We start from the raw sequence: 21,161 nt of genomic DNA, 5'->3' as shown, positions 1-21,161 counted from the left end.
AGGGCGAAGCCAAAGGAAGATGCATCTGTATGACTGAAGGGGCAGAGTTTTTTGAGTTTGCCGCCTGTGATGCTAAGCTTGGCTGAGATTTGGAGGGCGCAATGACTTTATTTTTCTCTCGCCGCGCGTTGAATACAAAGACCAACACCTTCACCAACAACATGTCCAGTTTGACCCGCTACGTTTCGGTGCAAGGCCAGCGACCGGACGGCAAGTGGTCGTCTCATCTGCTGGATCGCGATGCCTTCGTAGCTGCCGCGCGGGCCGAGCCCCAGAGTGACGACGTGTTGATTTATGTGCATGGCTTCAACACCAAGCAGCGCGATATGCTTGCGCGACACAAGTTGATTGAAGACGGATTGCGGGGGCAGGGCTACAGCGGGGCTGTGATTTCCTTTGACTGGCCAAGCCGCGGGAAGACCAGCGCATACGGCAGAGACTTGCGGATGGCGGGCAAGGTGGGGAAATATCTGGTGGAGGGTGGCATATTGCCCATGCTGGAATCGACGTGGAAACCACGCGTGCACCTTATGTGCCACTCGATGGGTGCTTTCATAACGCTAGATGGATTTGCGCGCTTCGGGGATACGAATGGTCCAGGCACAGGGGCGTGGAAAGTGGACCAGATACTACTGGCGTCGGGTGATGCCCATCGGCGGGATTTCGAGAAGGGGACCGCCGGAGCTTTGGTGCTGCGTCACCACGCGAAAAGGCTCACGAACTATTACTCGAATGATGACGAAGTTCTGACCTTGGCAGTGGCCTACCACGGCAAGCCGAGGGTTGGCTTGAGCGGGATGCCTGATCTGGTCTTTGGAGAGCATATTGATGTGTATGCCACCGAGCGGTATCGGCATATAAAACCGGGTTTTCCGAACAACACAGCGGAACAACTCTATTCGCACCGGTGGTGGTTCGAGGACACGCGGTTTTTTGAAGACGCGTCCTTGACGATAGCAGGGGGCGCCGCAGACGGGCTGCCCACCAGAACGCGCACTAATCTTGGGACGCTTGCCTTGAAGCCCTAGTCGGGCACGTCGTCCACACCCATGCCACCCCAAGGGTTGCAGCGGGCAATCCGTTTTGCCGCCATCCACGACCCTTTGATGCCGCCGTGTTTCTTAAGCGCTTCGAGGGCATAGGCGGAACAGGTGGGGTCGTAGCGACAGTTATGGCCGACCCATGGGCTGAACACCGCGCGGTAGCCACGCACTGGAAGTGCGCAAATCCACGCCAGCGGGGTCATGCGTGAACCTTGGCGACAGCGCGCTTCAGGTCGGCAACCAGTTGACCAAAGGGGCGCGTGATCGTTTCGTTCGGGCGGCCAACAAGAACATAGTCCCAGCCCTGCTTGGCCTCCGCACCCAAGACCAATCGCGCGACTTCGCGAAGGCGTCGTTTTGCGCGATTGCGTGCGACGGCATTGCCGATTTTCTTGGAGCAGGTGTAGCCAACGCGGGGCGCGCTATCATCGTCGCGAGCACGGGCTTGCAGCAGAAACCCCGGCTGGCCTGAGCGTTTGGCACGGGCGGCGCGCAGGAAGTCGGCGCGTTTGCGCATGACCTCCAGACGAACGGAAGCCGCCGGTGGCGTGTCCGCGACGCGGACGTCTTGTCCTGTCACGTGGGCCTCCGGCGGCATCTAGGTCAAAAGGAAGAAGGAGGGCGCTTACGCGCTCAGCTTCGTCCGGCCTTTCGCGCGACGCGCGTTCAGGATTTTACGGCCAGCTTTGGTTGCCATACGCGCACGGAAGCCGTGGCGGTGCTTGCGAACCAGGTTCGACGGTTGGAATGTACGTTTGCTCATGAGCGAGGCTCCTGCGGATCGGGGGCAAATCCTCTATGGATTCGAACCCTTTTGTGTTCAGAGCCTGCGTCATAGACAGCCCTGCGTTCTGCGTCAACGGGCAAACCTGCCCCTTTTTGCAACAATTCAGGACCAAGTTGTAACCTACGTCGCGTTAAATAGCCATCAGGGGTGTATTTTCATCACCCTTGATCAAGCACCCGTGAGCAGGAGTATCCTATTCGCCGCTTTTCGCCCAATACCATAGCAACTTACACTTCAGAAATCCGGAACACATGGCGGACATGATGACACATACCGAAATGTCGGGCCTTCGAAAGAAGCTGCCGATTCTAATTATCGTCGCCGTCGCCGCGCTGGGGGCGATAACACTGCGCGATTACCTCAGCTTTGACGCGTTGCGCGACAACCGGGAGGCGCTGATAGCCTTTCGCGACGCCAACTACCTTCTGGCGGTGCTCGGCTTCATCGCCATTTATGTGGTTATCGTCGCGTTTTCCCTTCCCGGCGCAGCGATTGCCACCCTGACCGGGGGCTTCTTGTTCGCGACTTTCCCGGGCTTTCTATACAATATTATCGGTGCGACGATCGGTGCGACGATGATCTTCTCGGCTGCGCGCATGGGCTTTGGGGACAAGCTCGCGGCCAAGATGGAAAGCAGCGATGGCATGGTCAAGCGGATCAAGGATGGCATTGACGAAAACCAGTGGTCTGTCTTGTTTTTGATCCGGCTGGTGCCTGCTGTCCCGTTTTTCGTGGCCAATCTGGTGCCGGCACTGGTGGATGTACCACTGCGCCGCTTCGTGATTTCAACTTTCTTCGGGATCATTCCTGGCTCGATCGTCTACACTTCCGTGGGGGCGGGCTTGGGTGAAGTCTTCGAGCGGGGTGAAACCCCGAATCTGGGCATTATCTTCGAGCCCCACATTCTACTGCCAATCCTCGGGCTATGCGCGTTGGCGCTGCTGCCGGTCGCTTTGAAAGCCCTGCGTGGCAAAGAAGGTATTTGAACATGAAAAAGATCAAAACTGACCTGTTGGTTATCGGCGCGGGGTCTGGCGGGTTGTCCGTCGCGGCAGGGGCCGTGCAAATGGGTGCCAAAGTAGTGCTGTTGGAAGATCATAAGATGGGGGGCGACTGTCTTAATTATGGCTGTGTGCCGTCCAAAGCGCTGATCGCGGCGGGCAAGCAGGCCCATGCGTTGCGGAACGGTGCGAAGTTTGGTGTCGCGGATGTAAAGCCCAAGGTCGACTATGCTGCGGCAAAGGACCACGTGAACAACGTCATCGCGACGATTGCTCCGGTGGATAGTGAAGAGCGTTTTGAGGGGCTGGGCGTGACTGTGATCCGCGAGCGCGGGCGCTTCACCGGAGAAAATACTGTACAGGCGGGCGATAACGAGATCACGGCCCGCCGCATCGTTATTGCCACCGGTTCCTCCCCCTTCGTGCCGCCTATACCGGGGCTGGAGAACGTGCCTTACCTGACCAATGAAAGCTTATGGGACCTGCGCGAGCTGCCAGAGCACCTGTTGATCGTGGGAGGTGGCCCTATCGGTATTGAAATGGCGCAAGCGCATTTGCGTCTCGGGTCCAAGGTGACGGTGATCGAAGGTATGAAGGCGATGGGGAAGGATGACCCTGAGCTGGCGGCCATCGTATTAGACCGGATGCGCGAAGAGGGCATGGTTATTGAAGAAGACGCGCTGGCCGAAGAGATTTCAGGCAAGGCCGGTGACATAACTGTAAAGGCCAAGGATGGCCGCGTGTTCAAAGGCACACACCTGCTGATGGCCGTCGGCCGCGCCGCGAATGTCAATGACATGGATCTGGAAAAGGCGGGTGTTGCGTATTCCCGACGTGGGATCGACGTCGATGCCTCGATGAAGACCAGCAACAAGAAGATTTATGCGATTGGTGATGTTGCGGGTCAGCTGCAATTCACCCATGTCGCCGGATATCACGCCGGTGTGGTGATCCGCTCCATCCTGTTCGGACTGCCATCGAAGGCCAAGCAAGGGCATCTCCCTTGGGCGACCTACACCGATCCTGAACTGGCGCAGGTGGGCCTGACAGAGGCGCAGGCGCGCGAAGAGCATGGCAATAAAGCCGAGGTCTACCGCTTTCCGTTCCACGAGAACGACCGCGCGATTGCCGAGGGAAAGACCACGGGTTTGATAAAGGTAATGGTGGTTAAGGGGCGTCCCGTCGGGGCCTCGATTGTCGGGGCGAGCGCGGGCGACTTGATTGGCGTTTGGGCGCTCGCGCTGGTCAATAACCTGAAGATGAGCCAGATCGCGGGGATGGTCGCCCCATATCCGACGCTTGGAGAAGTTAACAAACGGGCTGCGGGTGCCTATTTCTCGCCAAGGCTATTTGAAAGCGATATGGTGAAGACAGTTGTTGGGTTTGTGCAAAAGTTTATTCCCTAGACCCCGCCCGGTGGAGGCAAGTGTTTGATTAATTCGCTCTCAGGTCGGTTTCTTTTGCTGACGATCATCTTTGTGATGATCGCGGAGGTTTTAATTTTCGTGCCTTCCGTGGCGCGGTTCCGGCAGGACTACCTTTTGGCGAGGTTGGAGAAGTCTCAAATTGCTTCGCTCTCGGTGCTGGCGTCGCAAAATCAGGGTATTACGACCGATCTGGCGAAAGAGCTGTTAGACAATGCCGGCGTCTATAACGTCGTGCTGCGTCGCGACGCAGCCAGCCAGTTGGTGTTGTCTTCACCTGTCCCTGGACCAGTGACAACCATGGTGGATTTGCGCGATCCGTCAGCATTGTATCTGATTGTAGGCGCGATGAAGCAGTTGTTTGACCCGCCCGAAGGGGTCATTCGTGTCATTGGCTCACCGACCCGTGCTGCAGGCTCGCTGATCGAAGTTGCTATGCCGCAAGAGCCACTTAGAACGGCGATGATTGACTACGGACTAAGGGTTTTGGCTTTGTCTGCCGTCATCTCGATTATCTCTGCGGCATTGTTGTTTCTGGCAGTGCGCCGTTTCATGGTGCGCCCGATCAAGCGCGTGGTCTCGTCCATGGAAGCTTATGCGCAGGCGCCAGAGGATGCGCGGCGGGTGATACAGCCTTCGTCATCTATCACCGAGTTACGCGCGGCCGAGGATACGCTGGCCGAGCTACAGAACCGTCTGACTGGCTCACTCAAACAAAAAGAACGTTTGGCGCAGCTGGGTGGAGCCGTGGCCAAAATTAGCCATGACCTTCGCAACATTTTGACAACGGCCACTTTACTGGCCGACCGGATGGAGCGGTCGGAGGACCCCGCCGTGCAACGCTCGGCCCCGAAACTGGTGAACTCTTTGAGCAGGGCGGTCAATCTGTGCGAAGGGACGCTTGCATTCGGCCGCGTCGACGAGGCACCGCCCAAGCTCGCCATGACTGCGGTCGAAGATATCGTAGAAGATGTTTTGAAAAGCGAGCAATTGTCCACCACCAGCGACATCAGTTTCGATTGGGATGTCCCTGCGCATATGATGGTGCGCTGTGACGCCGAACAGATTTACCGGATTCTTGGAAATCTCGTACGCAATGCGCGACAGGCGCTGGAAGCCTCGGGCAAGCCCGGAATAATCGAGATTTTTGCTGACGAGGCCAGCGACGGGTGGCGACTGACCGTATCAGACAATGGCCCCGGATTGCCGCCAAAAGCGCGAGAGCATCTGTTTACGGCCTTTGAAGGCGGCGTTCGGAAAGGTGGTACCGGCTTGGGGTTGGCCATTGCAGCGGAGCTGGCGCGCGGGCACGGCGGCTCGCTTACTTTGACACGATCTGACGCGCAGGGGACCGAGTTCCAGCTGTTCTTGCCAAAAGAGAATGCCGTGTTCGAGCAAGCCGCCCAATAAAGAGTTTCCCAAACTATTCCCTTTCGCAGCCCCGTTTCTGCCCAGTTTCGGAGTGATACTCTCGGGAGGAGATATGTGGGAACGATTGCGACAGATGGGCAACTTTTACAGAAACGTCATTCTTGGAACTGCTGCTGCTTTCATGTTGGTGATCATGGCAGGTTTCGCAATCACGGAAGCCGAAGAGGCGCCAATGGTCTATGCCACCGTCGACAGCAATGGGACCAAAAGCACCACGATCGGCGAGCGTACTCATAACTTTTCGATGACGGCAAAGGGCGCATATGCGACCGACGTCAGCTTCGTGGAGAGCGTCCGTGCTTGGTTCGGGGCCGACACGGAAGCGGAGCGGCAAGCAAAGCACCGAAAGGCCGAGCTACGCAAACTGGCGCTGCGTCGTGAAGGGCACAAAACCTACAACACGCGGACGAAAGGCGTGTTGTATAACGGATCGTAGAAAGGCACTGGAATGGTCGCTAAAGTTGTTTGGAAGATGGCTCTGTTTAGCCTGAGCGTTTTTATGCTTCTATTGGTCTTGGGTGTCGGTCGGGGTGATTATTCCGTAGACAAGAATTACGACACGTTCTCGGGGCAGGCCAAGGTTGCGAAACCGGGCGCGCGCGTCGCGGGCTTCCGCTCGGTGGAGCCCGAACCCGTTCCTGAGAAAACATTCTGGGATGCTGTTCGTGATAAAACAGACGAATGGTTCGGAGGTGGGACAGTGGCGAGTGTCGGTAAAAGCGATGCGTCCAAAAGCGAACTTCAAAAGCTGCAATCTCGTGCTCGGCGTGAACGACTTCGAGCTATGGCGGCGTCTATGTGAGGACGGCGTGATAGTCTGAGACGCTGCACCAGTGTTCCGGTTCGGAGAGGCAAAATCGAGCATACGTGCCGAGGAACGACGAAACGAGACCCGCAGCCAATGTTCTTTCAGGAAGTCGCTAAAATGGGCTTGCAATGGCGGGGGGGCAGGGTTACATCGCCCACACCCCGCGCGCTGGTAGCTCAGTTGGATAGAGTACTTGACTACGAATCAAGGGGTCGGGGGTTCGAATCCTCCCCAGCGCGCCACTTTATCCCAGACAGTCGAGTTCATCCCGAGCTTATTGCTCGCGGAATGCCCGGTTCATGCTGTCCGTGATCGGTTTGATCAAATACTGGAAGAATGTCCGTGCTTCGGTCTGGATCATGATCTCGGCTGGCATCCCCGGTGTCGGGGAGAACCCTCTCACGCGGCTCAATTGTTCTGGCGAAACGGAAACGCGTGCGACATAGACTTCTTGCGGGACTTCCTGCTGGCGATCGAGGATCGCATCGGCCGAAATATAGAAGACCTTTCCTTCCAAAATCGGGGTTGTGCGGGCATTCAATCCGGTCAATCGCACAGTGGCCATTTGCCCTTGATGTACCACGTCGACCTCTGTGCGCGGGACGCTCACTTCAATAATCAATGGCTCCCCGCTGGGCAGAATTTCGGCGATGGGTTTGCCGCTCTCGATCACACCACCTGCCGTGTGATAGTGCAGGGTGACGACAGTGCCTGAAACCGGTGCCAGCACCTCGGACCGTTTTAGAACGCTTTCGGCACGGCGAGCTTGTTCGCTGACACTCTCCAATTCGGATTGGACAAGCTGCAACTCATCAAGTGCAACACTTTGGCGCTCGCTAATTGTTTGGGCGATTTGGGCCTTGTATCGAGAAACCACCTCGACGATTTCATCCTTCTCTGCGATCAGCCGTCCGGTCTGCCCTTCAGCTTCTGCAATCGCGCGGCGAAGTGCATTTACTTCCGGTCGGCGAATAAGCCCTCTCTCTAGGAGGTCTTGTTTGCTGTCCAAGTCCTCTCTGAGGATGTCGAGTTGCGTTTGCGTCGCAACGAGTTGGAAGTTGTACCCTGATGATCGAACGGTCAGCGCTTCGATGCTTTGTTCCAACAGGGCAATGTCGTTGCGCAGTTGCCGCGAGGCCGCATCGAAGGTGATTGTCTGTCCATCCAGCATCGAGGCCACGTCGAAGTCTGAACGCAATGCCTCGATATGAGCCGGAAAGGTCAACTCCTCGGCTCCTGAATGTTCCGCCAATATGCGGGCTTCCATCGCTTCAAGCCGAATTTGCCGCAGAAAAAGCTCGCGTTCAGTAGCCAGCGCCGCAGTTTCATCGAGCAGCAGAATGGGCTCGCCCTTCACAACGGTATCTCCCTCGTCGATTAGGATCTCGTTGATAATGCCGCCTTCAAGGTGCTGAACAATTTTGTTGCGGCCAGTGGCGACGAAGCTGCCCTGTGCGATAACGGCGGCAGCCAAAGGCGCCTTCAGCGCCCAAACTCCGAACCCGCCAAACGCGATGACGAATAACAGCAGGCCGAAGACAATGTGTTTTGTCACGGAGCGCGGCACGTTGTCATACCATTCTGGTTGGGCTGTGTAGACGGTCACATTAGACATTGGGAAGACCTCCTGCGCCGCCGCTTGCCGGAGGGAGGTTTCCACCCGGCTTATTGCGTTGCGCGAGCTGTTCGAGAACCTGCTGGCGATGACCGAACATGCCGATGTTGCCATCCGCCATGAGCATGATCTTGTCCACCACGCTCAACAGAGATGGTTTTTGGGTGATGACCACCACTGTGATGCCGTTTTGACTTGCATGTCTGATTGCATTCGCAAGTGCGCGATCTCCTGCGGTGTCGAGGTTCGAGTTTGGCTCGTCCAGCACCAGCAGGCGTGGATTGCCAAAGAAGGCGCGGGCCAAAGCAATGCGTTGTTTCTGACCGCCTGACAGCGGCGAGCCATCGGCTTGCACCATCGTTTCATACCCGTGCGGGAGCATCGCGATCATGTCGTGAACGTCGGCCAACATTGCGGCGCGATGCACATCCTCGTCGTTTGCGCCTGCACGCATGCGCGCGATATTTGCCTTGATGGAGCCGGGGAAAAGTTGGACGTCCTGCGGCAGATAGCCAATGTTTTCACCCAACTGGCGTGTGTCCCAGTTGCGCAGGTCCATCAGGTCGAGCCGCACGTTGCCGGACGTTGGCAGGATTGATCCGACGAGCATCTTGCCCAGCGTTGTCTTGCCAGCACCAGAGTTCCCAATAACACCCAAAGATTCACCGGGGTTCAGGCTGAAAGTGAGCCCGTTCAAGATGACCTGCTTGGTGCCAACGGGCACGAACAGCAGACGTTCAACATTGAGGCGACCTTCCGGATTTGGCAGCACCAGCTTTTCGAACCGTTGAACGGAGTTCTGCATTAGGGCACGGACCCTGCCATATGCCGAACGTGACAAGATGAAACCGTTCCAGCCTTCGATCGACCCTTCAATCGGGGCAAGCGCTCGGCCTGCGATGATGGACGCCGCGATCACCATCCCACCTGTGATCTCGCCTTGAATGGCCAAGAACGCGCCCCAGCCCAGCATGGCAATCTGGGTTAGCAGTCGTGATGCCCGCGACACTGCTGCCCATGCAATGTTGCGATCTTGCGCGCGCACCTGCGCACGCAGCGAGTCCGCAGTGTCCTTGCCCCAAAGTGCTACCGCCTCCGGAACCATCGCCAATGCGTTGATGATCTGGCTGTTGCGGGACATGGAATCCAGATGCATGTTGGCTTTGCTCTGGGCCAAGTTTGCCTCGGCGAATGGCTTGGCAGTTACCTTCTGGTTGATCAGCGCGATAATCATCAGAACCACGGATGCGGTGATCACGATCATTCCAAGATGTGGATGAACCAAAAAGATTGCGAAGATAAACAACGGCGCGAAGGGCACGTCCAGAAAAGAGATTAGCGTGCCGGATGTGAGAAAGCCGCGCAGCTGTTGTAGATCACCCAAGGTTTGATACTGCCGCCCGTTGTCGTGAAGTGAGGCATGTGCTGCGGCGCTCAAAACAGGTGCGCCAAGTCTTACGGCTACCTCAACTGCGGTACGCATCAGGATGAAGCGGCGCACGGCATCGAAAATTGCCTGTAGGACGACTGCGCCAACGATAACCGCCGTGAGCATGACAAGTGTGTCCAGCGACCGGCTGGTCAGGACACGGTCGGAAATCTGGAACAGGTAGATCGGGATCGACAAGACCAGCAGATTTGTTGCGCAGGTCAAAATCATAACGAACATCAGGTTTCTTTTGACGACCCGTGTTCCAGAGTTGAGCTGCTGCAAGAACTGATCAGGTGCCGCGCGTTTGTGAAAGCCGGAAGAACCGCCGCCACCGCCACCTCCGCCCCCCTTGCCACCGTCGGACGTACCCGGGGGTTTGCTACCGCCGCCTTGGTTCAAGATTGGACCGGTATCCCCGTCAATCTGTTCGCCACCCAAGCCCTTCACCGTTTTTCGTCTGCTCTCAAAAACCACCCGTTTATCCGGGAAGACACGTTGCTTTTCGGTCAAAGGCAGTGGGTCTGGTTTGCGCGCGGAAGGTGAACCGCTTGGCGCGCGCTTTTTTTGTTTTCCATCTGGCTTTTGTAGGGCCTCAGCGGGTCTCGTTAATTCGGTCAAAGTCATGAAATTTAATATCCTGTCAGGCCAACATCGACTGCATCACATCAGAAGATGCGGTGCTTTCAGACGCGGTTGCTACAATTTCTGCATCAGCGGGTGTCATGTCGGGGGACATCATGTCGTCTGCCAGAAAAGCGACGGCTTCGGTTGCCAGGGCGGGCATCTCCACGCCTAGCGGGTCTGCGTCGGTGTCAATCAGCTCGGCTTGGTAAAGCAAGGCGTCATCATAGACATCGCCGTTCACGGCAACGGTAGAATCCGTGCCATATTCGTTGATGGTCGCGACGTTGATGGTGGAATTTGACCCTGCTGTCACAGTCACGGAGGCACCCGTCGCGGCCTCAAAATTCTCCATCGCAAGGTGAACCTGATCGGAGTCGCCCAACACGTTTGTTTGCTCGATCCAGTTGATCGTCGTCAGGTCGCCTTCGATATAGAGAACGCGGAGGATTTCAGTGCCCTCGAACACGCTGTCATGAGCCACACTCTCATCGATCGTCAGGCCACCATTGGCGAGGCTGTCGCTTGCTGCTGCGAAATTCGCTTGCATCTCGCCGTAGCTGTCAATGCCTATGGAATTAATCACCGCGCCGTTAAACAGTAAGTTGTCACTGCCACTAAACCCTGCGGGAGTATCGCCGGAGTAAATCACCGTATCGTTGTCGATCATGACATTGATCTGGCTGATCCAGTTGACCGAAATCATGCTGCCGCCAATCATGATCAGGTCAAACCCGAACCCAAGTTCGGATAGGTCGGTCAGGTTAATGACCGAATTATCCCCGAGCCCGATATACGTGTTCGCGCTGTTAAACGTGATTTCTGCGCAATCGTTGTCAGTGACGAAACTGTATTGGCTGACTTGGTTGACGGCGATCAAGTCCCCTTCAATCTTTGTCACGGCCCAGTTCGAAGGCAATCCCAGATCGGCTGTATCGTCTGCTTCTTCGCCCTCTTCGGGTTCCGGAGTGGTGGCGGTCGCCGCTACATGCGCCGCGTTCATTGATGTAGAGGTTATTAAGTCGTCAAAGGCGCCGGTATCATGATCCACAAGGACGTTAACTTGCGAGACCACGTTCAGATTTACCACGTCTCCCATGACCGAAATTACCGGTGCATCAAGCCAGGCCGTATTTATCAGGACTTCGTTGACCAGTGTGTTGGCACCGGCGACAACGGCATGGCCGTCCTCGATTTCAGGAGGGCCATTGTCATTCTCGCTACTGTCTAACCCTTGGAAAGGATCTTTCAGTTCAAGTTCTGTCGCAGCTTGATCTGCAAGCGGTTCGCCGTCTTCGCCTGAAGCGTCTATTGCGTCGTCGGCATTGGCCGATTTAAAGGCTGGCCACAGGTCGTTCAGTGTTGGAATTTCTTCGACTACCTCACCATTGATGTGCATCCCGATTGCATCGGTATTGTGCAGCATTGTTGCCAGAACGCCTGACATCATCGTGGCCTCAGCCGTGGTTACTTTTTCATGCAGTTTGATGGCATCGCGTGCCGCGTTTTCGCCGGGCGTAATCATTTCGGCAGTCACCGGGCTGGCGATGGCCGTCGCGATGGTTTGATACTGTACTAACTGGTCTAAGAACTCTGCGGTGTCAGTGAAAAGGGTATCACCAGACCCCAGCATCATGATGTCGTTATCGCTTAAATAGGCGCTTTGCGCGGTAATGACGACAACGCTGCCAGGGGGCTCAAGCTGAAGCAGCGGACGGCCGATGCCCATGGCTATATTTACAATTGATGATGTTTCTGAAGGGGTTGGCGCGATAGAGGGGAGCTTGGCAGTTGCTATGGTTGCGGACGAATAGAAGGGGGTGTTGATGTCGTCGGCAGGGGCAGAGTGGGCTTCATCCGAATAGCGGAGGCTTGGCGTGAAGCCTTCGAGCACATGTTTTGCTTTGAACTTGATCCCCATCGCCTCCAAGGGGTCGTTGTCTGGATCAGCGGCCTTTAACGCCTTGAATTTGTCATAGGCTTCCCGCATTCGTTCAGCTTCCATGGTGGTATGAAATATACCGATCATGTGGGCGACCATTTCGGTCATTTTATCCATTAACATCGCAGCCTCGCTTTGAGTTAAAATGGGTGCGCGCCTCGGGTCGTTCGGAAATTATTTTTGCGCAAAATTTTATGTTCGTTCTTAAAAATAGAGAAATTGGAAATTATAAATCCTGAGCCCGAATTTCTTCGGGCTCAGGTTCAGTTTTTAGGCTTATGCGCCATCGCTATCATCACCGATGTAGCTGGAGCTGAACGAGCCACCGACAACTGTCATATCGACAGTGTTGCCGAGTACGTTGGCACCTTGCACGATGGTCTGGTTGAACGCAGATGTATCGATCTGCGAGGCCGCTGATGCGAAAGACTCGCCGGTGACAAAGCCGTCATCACCGTTGTTCGAGCCCCACATGCCAGCGTTGCCACCGTCGCCGCCACCGCCAGCGAAGGCGTCACCGCCATTGCCGCCAGAGCCGCCGCCAGCTAGAACGCCACCGACCTGTGCTTGACCACCGAACGCATTGCCAGAGTCACCGCCCCAGGCGTGAGCGCCATAGCCGTCACCACCAGCGCCGCCATTGGCGGCATTATTGCCTCCATAGCCAGCTGAGCTGTTCATCGCACCGGAGATTGCACCGGCGTCGCCACCAGCACCACCAGCAGAGTCACCTGCGTTGGCCAATCCAGCACCCAATCCGGTTGCACCGGAGATTGCGCCGGCGTCGCCGCCGTCACCGCTTGCTCCTAGACCAGCACCAAGACCGGCACCCAGAGCATCTGCATCTGCGGTGCCTGTGGAGCCATTGTTAGCACCAGCAAGTCCGAGACCCAGCAAGCCAAGTCCAGCACCAATCGCACCAGCGTCACCGGTGTTGCTGCTGTCCGCAGCAGAACCAGCTGCGCCGATCCCAGCACCTACACCGCCAGCGATACCAGAGTCGCCGCCTTCAGCGTTGGCACCTGACAATGCTGTACCGGCACCCAAGCCGGCTGCAAGCGAAGCAGCTGCTCCACCTTCGCCGCCAGTTGCACCAGCACCGGAGGACGCGCCTCCAAGACCGACACCAAGGCCGACCGCTGTACCAGCTGCACCTGCGCCACCTGTGCCGCCTGTTGCACCGGCGTGACCGCCGTTACCGCTTGCGCCACCAGTTGCACCAGCTGCACCACCGACGCCAAGACCACCAAGGGCCCCGCCACCGTCAGCATTGGCTGAACCGTTGGCCCTGCCACCATCTGCGCCAGCAGAGATGCCATCGTCAGATCTCGCATGACCGCCAGTGGAGGTGTTGGTTTGGGTCATTGTGCCATTGTTCGACACATGGTCCAGCGTGTCGTTGTCCACCAACTTGTTGGACTGCGCGTTGATTGTGCCTGAATCGTTGCCAGCACCGTTCAGAGCATCGTTCAGGATGTCTTCAAGGTTCATGTCATCGCCGGGGCTGTAGTCCACATCGCCTCTGGCCATAACAAAGTCGCCAGCGGTCGAGTCGGTCAGGTCGATATCGGCAAAATCATCGTCACTTGGTTCCCAACCAACCAGATCAACGCCGACATGCACGTCGACATCGGTGTCCGAGGAGTTGTGGTTGGCGTTGAGGTTGCCATTCAGATTGCCGTTAAGGTTTCCGTTGGCATTGCCGTTTGCGTTCCCGTTCGAACTGGCATTCGAGTTGCCGTTATGGTTGCCATTCCCGTTTCCGTTCAGGTTGCCATTGCCGTTCAGGTTGCCGTTTCCGTTACCATTCCCGTTGTGATTTCCGTTGTCATTGTCGTTATCACTGTTGGAAGACTGGTATTGACCTTGGCCTTGACCTTGGCCTTGCAGCTGGGCTTGTAGCTCAGCCTGTGCTTGCAGCTGGTCCTGATCTTGTTCCTGGTCCTGATCCTGGTGGCCGTTGTGCCCCCAAGGGAAAATGAAGTTGTTTTTATTTGACATTTTGGTGCCTCCGTAAAAGACATCTACGGGACCGCCATTCTATATAATGCGACCAACGTGTAGATGCTGTTTGGATTTGAAGTTTGGTTTTGGGAACGTCAGACGATAGCTCGATCCAAGGTTCACCCGTTCAGTGATGTAAAGTTTCTCGTTGGCAGTACCCCCGATGCTTAATTTTAAATGCAGGGCGGCATCGTAGTGATTCGGGAAAATGTCCCGATGATGAGCCCGAAACCGACGTCGAATCTAACTTCGGCATCACGCAGAATTCGTGATAAATGAAGTTTCTACCGAGACAGGGTAATCGGAAAGCTGGACATAGGATTAGGAACGGCAACTCATGGCACTGCGTTGTTTTTGGAAAGAAAACACGCGGCCAGTATCAAAGGGTTTATATCCAAGTCGCAGTTTCAATAGCTACAAAGAGCAGCCTGCATTCGTGACAGAAGTGGGGTTAAGGCCACCCATAAGCGAAAAAGTGGCGGACAATTACCGCAAACCATGATAGATTAATGTTCAGTTAAGAAGTCTGGTGGGGGTTGCTGAGTGACTGCCATTTGAAAGAAATAATTTTTATTGAGCCCTCTTTTTGGGCAAATAATGGGTGCATCTGGGAAGCTCTAATTACCCGATGACTGGAAGTACCCAAGAGGCTGCTTTAGGGCGGCTCAAAAGCTATTTAGCGTCGCCTCACTCAGCGGTTTGTGCTTCGGGCGAAAAAACTTAATAGCGACACGCAATCGGGAGCAGAGCTATACGATACGACGACACCGCATGTGTGGTGGCGATAAGAACAGTCAGTTATTAGTTATATGAGTAAATCAAAATGAAAATCGCTGAAAAAAATCTGAATACCAAGACCGTTGGATGTGCGTTCGTAGGCAATCCGCTAAGCTTTTCCGATACAGCATTGAGTCTTGTTGAAACTGAATTACCCTGCATCAGTTGCATTCGAACAGCCGCGGTAAATGATTTACTTTTGATGGGGCAAACGCGAACGCAATCTATTCGCCTCATAATTGTGGACGAGTCGATGAAGGAGAGCTTAACCACGATTATGCCGCAACTTCGTGCGGCGTTTCCGATGGCCACTGTCGCTTTAGCATTTAGAGATATTGAAATTGCGCGTTCTTTTGCAGACCGTATACGGATTGAAACGTCTTGGGGAAAAGTCGGCTTTCTGCCGATGAATATGAACCTCGATTTCTGGTTGTCGGTTGTCCGGCTTCTGGCGTCGGGTGAAAGCTATTTCCCCTCGGAACTTTTTATCCGTGAACAGCCTTTGTCGGATGTGACAACACCTCATAAAGCGTCGCAGCCTGAGGTCGAGGATAACCAAAAAACTGACGCGATACATCTGACGGCGCGGGAATTGCAGGTTCTGGAAGCCGCGGCGAAAGGCAAGCAGAACAAGATCATCGCGGATGAGCTGCAACTCTCGCAACACACCGTAAAATTACACATGCACCATATCATTGCTAAGCTTGGCGTTCACAACCGCACCGAAGCTGCGAATTGGTATCATCACCGGGATCCTGCAGGTTAAGGAGGCGAGGCGCATGGTGAAGGCGGACGGCCCTATCGATTTCGACGCCTTCCTGCTGTTGATCGGAAAGCTCAACTACAGTTGGACCAATACGGAAAGCCTGCTGATTCACCTGATCGCCGGACTTTCGGGGATGGATAAGGAAATTGCCACGGTTGTATTTCTTACGTTGAATACCACCCGGGCTCGTATCGATATGGTAGAGAGGCTTTCCAAGCTCGAGCGTATCAAGCCGGAGGAACGCAGCCGAATTCTCGCGTTAACGGGGCGTATTCAACGTCAGTCAGCTCTGCGCAACCGCTATAATCATTGTATTTATGCATTTGACAGCGACGGCGAGAACCCGCGATCCATTCTAATGCGGATCGCCGACCGTAAAGATAAGCTTATGATGGGGCAGGTTAACGCACTTGATGCAGCCGCTGCCGAGGATGTTGAGGCGGCAATCGCAGAGCTGAAATCCATCAACCGCGATGTCTGGCAGGCTGTCAGGGATTATAATTACCCGGACTAGTCCTATACGAACAATGCTATCTCTATTGTTAGGTTACCAAGCTTTTTTCATATATTTCAAAGCGCTCTGGGCCATTTTCCCAGCCGTCTCTTGCCTGCGCCGCGCTCTTTTGGCGGGTCGTGCCGGCTTTGACTAAAAGCCACAATGCCATCGGTGCTGACGGCATGATCGTAACCTACGGGAGCAATCTTGAATAACGCATCAGGTGTTGGCTTCAGTTGTTACCCGCGTATCGCTCCGCTTCGACGCCCAATGGATCAGACGTCAGGTCAGGCGCTTGCATTTCGCTGATTGTCCGGAACGACTCTACACTCCACCCTCGTCCTGTCGCGACTTGCAATTGCATCCAACTGACAGAAAAATTTCGAACGGCATCTGCCAGCGTTAAGCGATCCCTTGCATATTCGCGCTCCGCGTCCAGGACCTCTGCAAATGTGACGGATCCTAGCGCGTAGGTTTCACGCGATAAATTTAGAACGGCTTTTGACGAGGCTGCGGCACGTCTAAGGTGCTGAATTTGCAGGTTCCAGTTTCGACATAGCGTCATCGCTGTCTGAACCTCTTCAACGGCGTTTAACACTGACTTGCGCCATGCCAGTTCGGCCTCGCGCGCAGCAGACTCAGCGACCCGCTTGCGGCTTCGCAATAGTCCACGGTTCAACACCGGAATTGATACGTAGGGGCCGAAAGACCACCGGTCTACGGTTCCGATGCCCAGCGTTCCAGCCAGCTCAATTGACGGATACAACTGGGCCTGCGCTACCCCAACCTGTGCCGTCGCCGCCGCGAAGTTGCGTTCTGCTGCCCGAACATCCGGACGATTGCGCAACAGATCAGCCGGTAAACCCACCGTAGTAACGCCGGACGGGCGGGGTTGCGGCGCGCCATGCTGCATTTGTTCAAGCAGCGGAGCGGCCGGTTCTGCCACCAAGGTTGCCGCTCGGAAGACGTTGATTTCGAAGTTTGCAACCAGAATTGGAAGCGACGCTTCGGCCGAAGCCAGAAGCGAGCGCGCTTGCTGCACCTCCAACTCCGTCGCTTCTTCAACAGCACGGCGTTGGTTCACGACGGACAAGGTCTGACGCCGGCTGGCAATCGTTTGACGGGTAACCGCGGCGGCCTCTTGATAATAGCGTGCTTGTATATAGCTGTTTGTCAGATCTGCGAGATACGCCAGACGGATTGTCCCGGCATCAAGCTGTGAGGCATGAAACGTGGCGATAGCCCGCTCTTGGCCACGCGCAACTCCTCCAAACAAATCAATCACGTATCCAGCATTGATCTCTAAGTTTTGCGTCGAGTCAGTCGTCCCGTTGACGCCCCTCCGCTGACTATTGGCGGAAATCGAGCCGTCGGTTTTTGCGTTCAATCCGGTTTGCCCCAAGGCGGCGTTCGCGGCGGCTATGCGTTCAATCGCAGATTGGACATCAAGGTTTTGCGAAGCGCCGCGGGCGACCAGATCATTTAAAAGTTGATCATTGAGGCGCTGCCACCAAGGGTCGGCCCTGCCATCCAGAAGTGCTGCTGATCCGCCCAGAACGAACTGGGGCGTCAAATCCATCGTTGGTTGTTCGTAGTTTGGCCCGACTGTCGTGCAGCCTATCAGCGCGAAGGCCATACCTGTCGTTATCAACGTTCTGCTCATTTACTCTGCCCAAATTTGACTGTTTTTAGGTATTTTCGTCAAAATTGTGTCAAACATTGTGGCAGAAATGGGGCAGGCTTCTATTTTTTGGCGACCTGATGCTTGGGAATGACAGTAGCAAGGCGGTCCGGTTTTGGCATGAATTTCGTTCACCATCGCGGGTCAGCTAGTTTCTTGACAGCCACGAACGGCACGATCATCACGATGGGGCAGTTCAAGCGTCGGAGCGGAAAATCATGACAGAAACGGAAATCGGAATGCAGCAACTCCGACATTGGCAAACCGCGCTCAAAGATCACTGGGCCATTGAAGGCGACTTGAGCCGTCTGGATGGAGAATATGACCTGAATTTCCTCGCAACCGGTGACCGTGACCAAGGATATGTTCTGAAAGTCATGCGTCCTGATTGCGAAAGCTGGCTGGTCGACATGCAGGTGAAGGCATTCGAACATATCGCCCTTCGTGATCCGTTGCTTCCTTGCCCTCAGGTGATCAAATCCGGCGATGGGAAGTCTCTGCTAACGTTGCCTGATGAGACTGGACAAAAGCGTCTTGTCTGGCTGCTCAACCAGCTCCCGGGTCGATGCTATGCCAATGCTGCCCCCAAGAGTGACGCGCTGATCCATGAGGTTGGTCGCGTGCTTGGAGGGTTCGCATCGGCTTTGGAGGATTTCCAGCACACGGGGTTAGACCGTGAATTCAAATGGGATCTGATGCGCGGGGACTGGATCAGCGATAAGCTGGATTGCATCAACAACCCGGCTCGGCGTCAGATCATCGACGATATTTGTGCGGGATTTTCTAGCATGAAGCCTGTCCTCGCCAAGCTTCCCATACAGGCCGTTCACAACGACGCCAATGACTACAACATCATGGTGACGGGTGATTTGAGTGAACCCCGTCAAGTATCCGGCCTGATTGATCTGGGCGACTTGTGTGCCACCCCGCGTGTCTGCGATCTGGCGATTGCTGCGGCCTATATCGTGCTGGAGCATGACACCCCTGAGGCGGCTCTTGCCGCGCTTGTCGCAGGCTACCACGAGGTCTACCCGTTGACGCCAGCAGAGGTGGATCTGATTTGGCCGCTGCTGCGCATGCGGCTCGCGGTTAGTGTCGTGAATTCCACACTGATGGCAGTGCAGAACCCGGATGATCCCTATGTAACCATTTCGCAAGCGTCCGCGTGGCGCTTTCTAGAGGGCAACACACTTCATCGCGGATTGCTGAACGCCCGATTACGGGCAGCCTGCGGGTTGCCTGTAGTCGAGGGAGCCGGCCGGGTTCTTGATTGGTTGGAGCAGGAACGCGGAAATTTTGCGCCTTTGATGGGACAGGGGATTGCTGACGCGCCATTGGGGTCGCTTTCGGTTGAAAACTCTACTTGGCCGCAAAACCCGTTCCATTTGCCATTGGAAGAAGCCGCCCGTGTGGGCGCGGAGTTCGAGGATATGGGCCGCATCTGGCTGGGTTATTATCACGAACCGCGCCTGATTTACGCTGAACCCGCCTTCCGCAAAGGGCCATGGAAAGCCAGCGACAGGCGCACTGTGCATCTGGCGGTGGATGTCTTCACGCATGCGGGCACCCCAATGTTCGCGCCCTTGCGCGGCGAGGTTTTCGTTGCAGAATACCGCTCGGGTCATCTGGACTATGGGGGCGTCATCATCTTGCGCCACGAGACGCCCGAGGGCGATCCATTCTACACCCTGTATGGCCATCTTGATCCCGAGTTCCTCGACCGCCTGAAGCCCGGTCAAATGGTGGAGCAGGGCGAGGAGTTCTGCCGGTTGGGCGATCCAAGCATGAATGGTGGCTGGGCGCCGCATGTGCATTTCCAACTGGCGCTCACGACCGAAGGGATCGAAGCCGATTGGCCCGGCGTTGGTGATCCTGACGAGATGTATCTATGGCGCGCCGTCTGTCCGAACCCCGCGGCACTGTTGAACCTGCCGGACGAAAAGGTTCGCTACTATCCAACGGAAAAGCAGGGAGTTCTGGCTGATCGCAAAGAGCATTTCGGTGGCAATCTCAGCCTTACTTATGACGATCCGTTGATGCTGGTCCGCGGCTGGCAGCATCACTTGTTTGACGAATGGGGGCGTCCTTATTTGGACGCCTACAACAACGTGCCGCATGTCGGGCACGCCCACCCACGCATTCAGGAGGTCGCCGCTGACCAGCTGAAAAGAATTAACTCTAACACCCGCTATTTGCATCCTGCGCAAACTGCCTTTGCAGACAAGATACTGTCGAAACTACCCAAGAGTTTTGAGGTCTGCTTCTTCGTGAATTCCGGCAGCGAAGCCAACGAGTTGGCCCTGCGCTTGGCCCGGGCGCACACAGGTGCCAAGGGCATGGTCACGCCTGATCATGGCTATCACGGGAACACGACCGGCGCGATTTGTATCTCTGCCTACAAGTTCAACAAACCCGGCGGAGTAGGGCAGGCTGATTGGGTCGAGCTGGTGGAAGTTGCCGATGATTACCGTGGTTCATACCGGCGCGATGATCCGGATCGCGCGCAGAAATATGCTGATCTGGTCGATCCGGCGATTGCTGCGTTGCACCGTAAAGGGCACGGGTTGGCAGGCTTCATCGCCGAGACCTTCCCGTCGGTCGGCGGACAGATCATTCCCCCCAAGGGCTACTTGGCCGCCGTCTATGAAAAAATCCGCGCTGCGGGCGGTGTCTGCATCGCGGACGAAGTGCAAACAGGGCTTGGTCGGCTGGGCGAATTTTACTTCGGTTTCGAGCATCAAGGCGCGCTGCCCGATATCGTTGTGATGGGAAAACCAATCGGCAACGGGCATCCGTTGGGTGTGTTGGTCACGACCAGGGAAATTGCGCAAAGCTTCGACAACGGGATCGAATTCTTCTCGACTTTCGGTGGCTCCACCTTGTCTTGTCGGGTGGGCAAGGAGGTGTTGGATATTGTCGATGACGAAGGCCTGCAGGAAAATGCTCGCGTGATGGGCGGGCGGCTTTTGAGCGGGCTGCAAGCGCTGCAGCGGAAATACGCTTGCGTTGGTGACGTGCGCGGGATGGGTCTGTTTTTGGGGGTGGAGCTAATCAATCCCGACGGCACCGAGGCCACGGCGATCTGCTCATATGTCAAAAACCGTATGCGCGATCACCGTATCCTGATTGGGAGTGAAGGCCCCAAGGACAATATCCTGAAGATACGCACGCCGTTGACCATTGAGGCCGAGGATGTGGATATGATTACGATCACGCTTGATCAGGTGCTTGCCGAAGTCGAGCACCCTGTTTCTGCCTAGGTGGCAATGGGGTGATCTTTGACGCTCTTGGGGCTCCGAACAGGACTAAACTGAAAGTGGCCTAAGCACATGC

General features: G+C 55.7%; 17 protein-coding genes and 1 tRNA gene. 10 read left to right on the top strand and 8 right to left on the bottom strand.

The window, feature by feature from the left end:
• Positions 1 to 101 precede the first annotated feature (101 nt).
• Positions 102 to 1,028, top strand: a complete 927-nt coding sequence (locus BDE40_RS10440) for an alpha/beta hydrolase (RefSeq protein ID WP_134014492.1) — start codon at positions 102 to 104, stop codon at positions 1,026 to 1,028.
• Here BDE40_RS10440 and yidD read toward each other — a convergent pair.
• The 3 genes from yidD to rpmH are packed head-to-tail and all read right to left on the bottom strand — an operon-like array spanning position 1,025 to position 1,806.
• On the bottom strand, positions 1,025 to 1,246 hold the full coding sequence (gene yidD / locus BDE40_RS10435; RefSeq protein ID WP_134014491.1) for a membrane protein insertion efficiency factor YidD: 222 nt from the start codon (positions 1,244 to 1,246) through the stop codon (positions 1,025 to 1,027). The genes BDE40_RS10440 and yidD overlap by 4 nt on opposite strands.
• Complete coding sequence (gene rnpA, locus BDE40_RS10430) at positions 1,243 to 1,641, bottom strand: ribonuclease P protein component (protein ID WP_134014490.1); 399 nt, start codon at positions 1,639 to 1,641, stop codon at positions 1,243 to 1,245. The genes yidD and rnpA overlap by 4 nt, the downstream gene beginning before the upstream one ends.
• Positions 1,642 to 1,668: 27 nt before the next feature.
• Positions 1,669 to 1,806 carry a 50S ribosomal protein L34 gene (gene rpmH / locus BDE40_RS10425; RefSeq protein ID WP_073142323.1) on the bottom strand — a complete coding sequence of 46 codons (138 nt, stop codon included), beginning with the start codon at positions 1,804 to 1,806 and terminating at the stop codon, positions 1,669 to 1,671.
• A 287-nt stretch (positions 1,807 to 2,093) separates the two neighbouring features.
• Here rpmH and BDE40_RS10420 point away from each other — a divergent pair, with 287 nt between their 5' ends.
• The 6 genes from BDE40_RS10420 to BDE40_RS10395 all read left to right on the top strand — a co-directional run bounded on the left by BDE40_RS10420 (position 2,094) and on the right by BDE40_RS10395 (position 6,736).
• A complete protein-coding gene (locus tag BDE40_RS10420) occupies positions 2,094 to 2,816 on the top strand; it encodes a TVP38/TMEM64 family protein (RefSeq protein WP_246030416.1) in 723 nt (240 codons plus the stop codon).
• Between the two features lie 2 nt (positions 2,817 to 2,818).
• Positions 2,819 to 4,237 carry a dihydrolipoyl dehydrogenase family protein gene (locus BDE40_RS10415; RefSeq protein WP_134014488.1) on the top strand — a complete coding sequence of 473 codons (1,419 nt, stop codon included), beginning with the start codon at positions 2,819 to 2,821 and terminating at the stop codon, positions 4,235 to 4,237.
• A gap of 24 nt (positions 4,238 to 4,261) precedes the next feature.
• Positions 4,262 to 5,665: a sensor histidine kinase gene (locus tag BDE40_RS10410; RefSeq protein ID WP_246030415.1), complete on the top strand. Its 1,404-nt coding sequence runs from the start codon at positions 4,262 to 4,264 to the stop codon at positions 5,663 to 5,665.
• A gap of 73 nt (positions 5,666 to 5,738) precedes the next feature.
• The gene (locus BDE40_RS10405) at positions 5,739 to 6,122 is read left to right on the top strand and encodes a hypothetical protein (protein ID WP_134014487.1); all 384 of its coding nucleotides are present in this window, start codon (positions 5,739 to 5,741) and stop codon (positions 6,120 to 6,122) included.
• Between the two features lie 63 nt (positions 6,123 to 6,185).
• Positions 6,186 to 6,488, top strand: a complete 303-nt coding sequence (locus BDE40_RS10400) for a hypothetical protein (protein ID WP_134014486.1) — start codon at positions 6,186 to 6,188, stop codon at positions 6,486 to 6,488.
• A 171-nt stretch (positions 6,489 to 6,659) separates the two neighbouring features.
• Positions 6,660 to 6,736, top strand: a tRNA-Arg gene (locus BDE40_RS10395).
• A gap of 32 nt (positions 6,737 to 6,768) precedes the next feature.
• On the opposite strand, the gene BDE40_RS10390 is transcribed toward BDE40_RS10395, so the two are convergent.
• The 4 genes from BDE40_RS10390 to BDE40_RS10375 all read right to left on the bottom strand — a co-directional run bounded on the left by BDE40_RS10390 (position 6,769) and on the right by BDE40_RS10375 (position 14,105).
• The gene (locus BDE40_RS10390; protein ID WP_134014485.1) at positions 6,769 to 8,109 is read right to left on the bottom strand and encodes an HlyD family type I secretion periplasmic adaptor subunit; all 1,341 of its coding nucleotides are present in this window, start codon (positions 8,107 to 8,109) and stop codon (positions 6,769 to 6,771) included.
• Positions 8,102 to 10,165: a type I secretion system permease/ATPase gene (locus BDE40_RS10385; RefSeq protein ID WP_134014484.1), complete on the bottom strand. Its 2,064-nt coding sequence runs from the start codon at positions 10,163 to 10,165 to the stop codon at positions 8,102 to 8,104. Before BDE40_RS10385 ends, BDE40_RS10390 begins: the two co-directional genes overlap by 8 nt.
• Before the next feature lie 16 nt (positions 10,166 to 10,181).
• Positions 10,182 to 12,212, bottom strand: a complete 2,031-nt coding sequence (locus BDE40_RS10380) for a type I secretion protein ATPase (protein WP_246030413.1) — start codon at positions 12,210 to 12,212, stop codon at positions 10,182 to 10,184.
• 168 nt (positions 12,213 to 12,380) lie between these two features.
• A complete protein-coding gene (locus BDE40_RS10375; protein ID WP_134014482.1) occupies positions 12,381 to 14,105 on the bottom strand; it encodes a hypothetical protein in 1,725 nt (574 codons plus the stop codon).
• An 826-nt stretch (positions 14,106 to 14,931) separates the two neighbouring features.
• On the opposite strand from BDE40_RS10375, the gene BDE40_RS18385 reads away from it, so the two are divergent.
• Positions 14,932 to 15,651, top strand: a complete 720-nt coding sequence (locus BDE40_RS18385) for a helix-turn-helix transcriptional regulator (protein ID WP_246030412.1) — start codon at positions 14,932 to 14,934, stop codon at positions 15,649 to 15,651.
• Between the two features lie 13 nt (positions 15,652 to 15,664).
• Positions 15,665 to 16,165, top strand: a complete 501-nt coding sequence (locus tag BDE40_RS10365; protein WP_134014481.1) for a hypothetical protein — start codon at positions 15,665 to 15,667, stop codon at positions 16,163 to 16,165.
• A gap of 214 nt (positions 16,166 to 16,379) precedes the next feature.
• Here the strand turns inward: BDE40_RS10365 and BDE40_RS10360 are convergent, their stop codons facing one another.
• Complete coding sequence (locus tag BDE40_RS10360; RefSeq protein WP_134014480.1) at positions 16,380 to 17,810, bottom strand: efflux transporter outer membrane subunit; 1,431 nt, start codon at positions 17,808 to 17,810, stop codon at positions 16,380 to 16,382.
• Positions 17,811 to 18,046: 236 nt separating this feature from the next.
• On the opposite strand from BDE40_RS10360, the gene BDE40_RS10355 reads away from it, so the two are divergent.
• Positions 18,047 to 21,088: an aminotransferase class III-fold pyridoxal phosphate-dependent enzyme gene (locus tag BDE40_RS10355; protein ID WP_134014479.1), complete on the top strand. Its 3,042-nt coding sequence runs from the start codon at positions 18,047 to 18,049 to the stop codon at positions 21,086 to 21,088.
• Positions 21,089 to 21,161 lie beyond the last annotated feature (73 nt).

Source organism: Litoreibacter halocynthiae, from assembly GCF_004365635.1.
GTDB classification, from domain to species: Bacteria; Pseudomonadota; Alphaproteobacteria; order Rhodobacterales; family Rhodobacteraceae; genus Litoreibacter; species Litoreibacter halocynthiae.
This window is presented reverse-complemented; position numbering and strand designations above follow the sequence as displayed.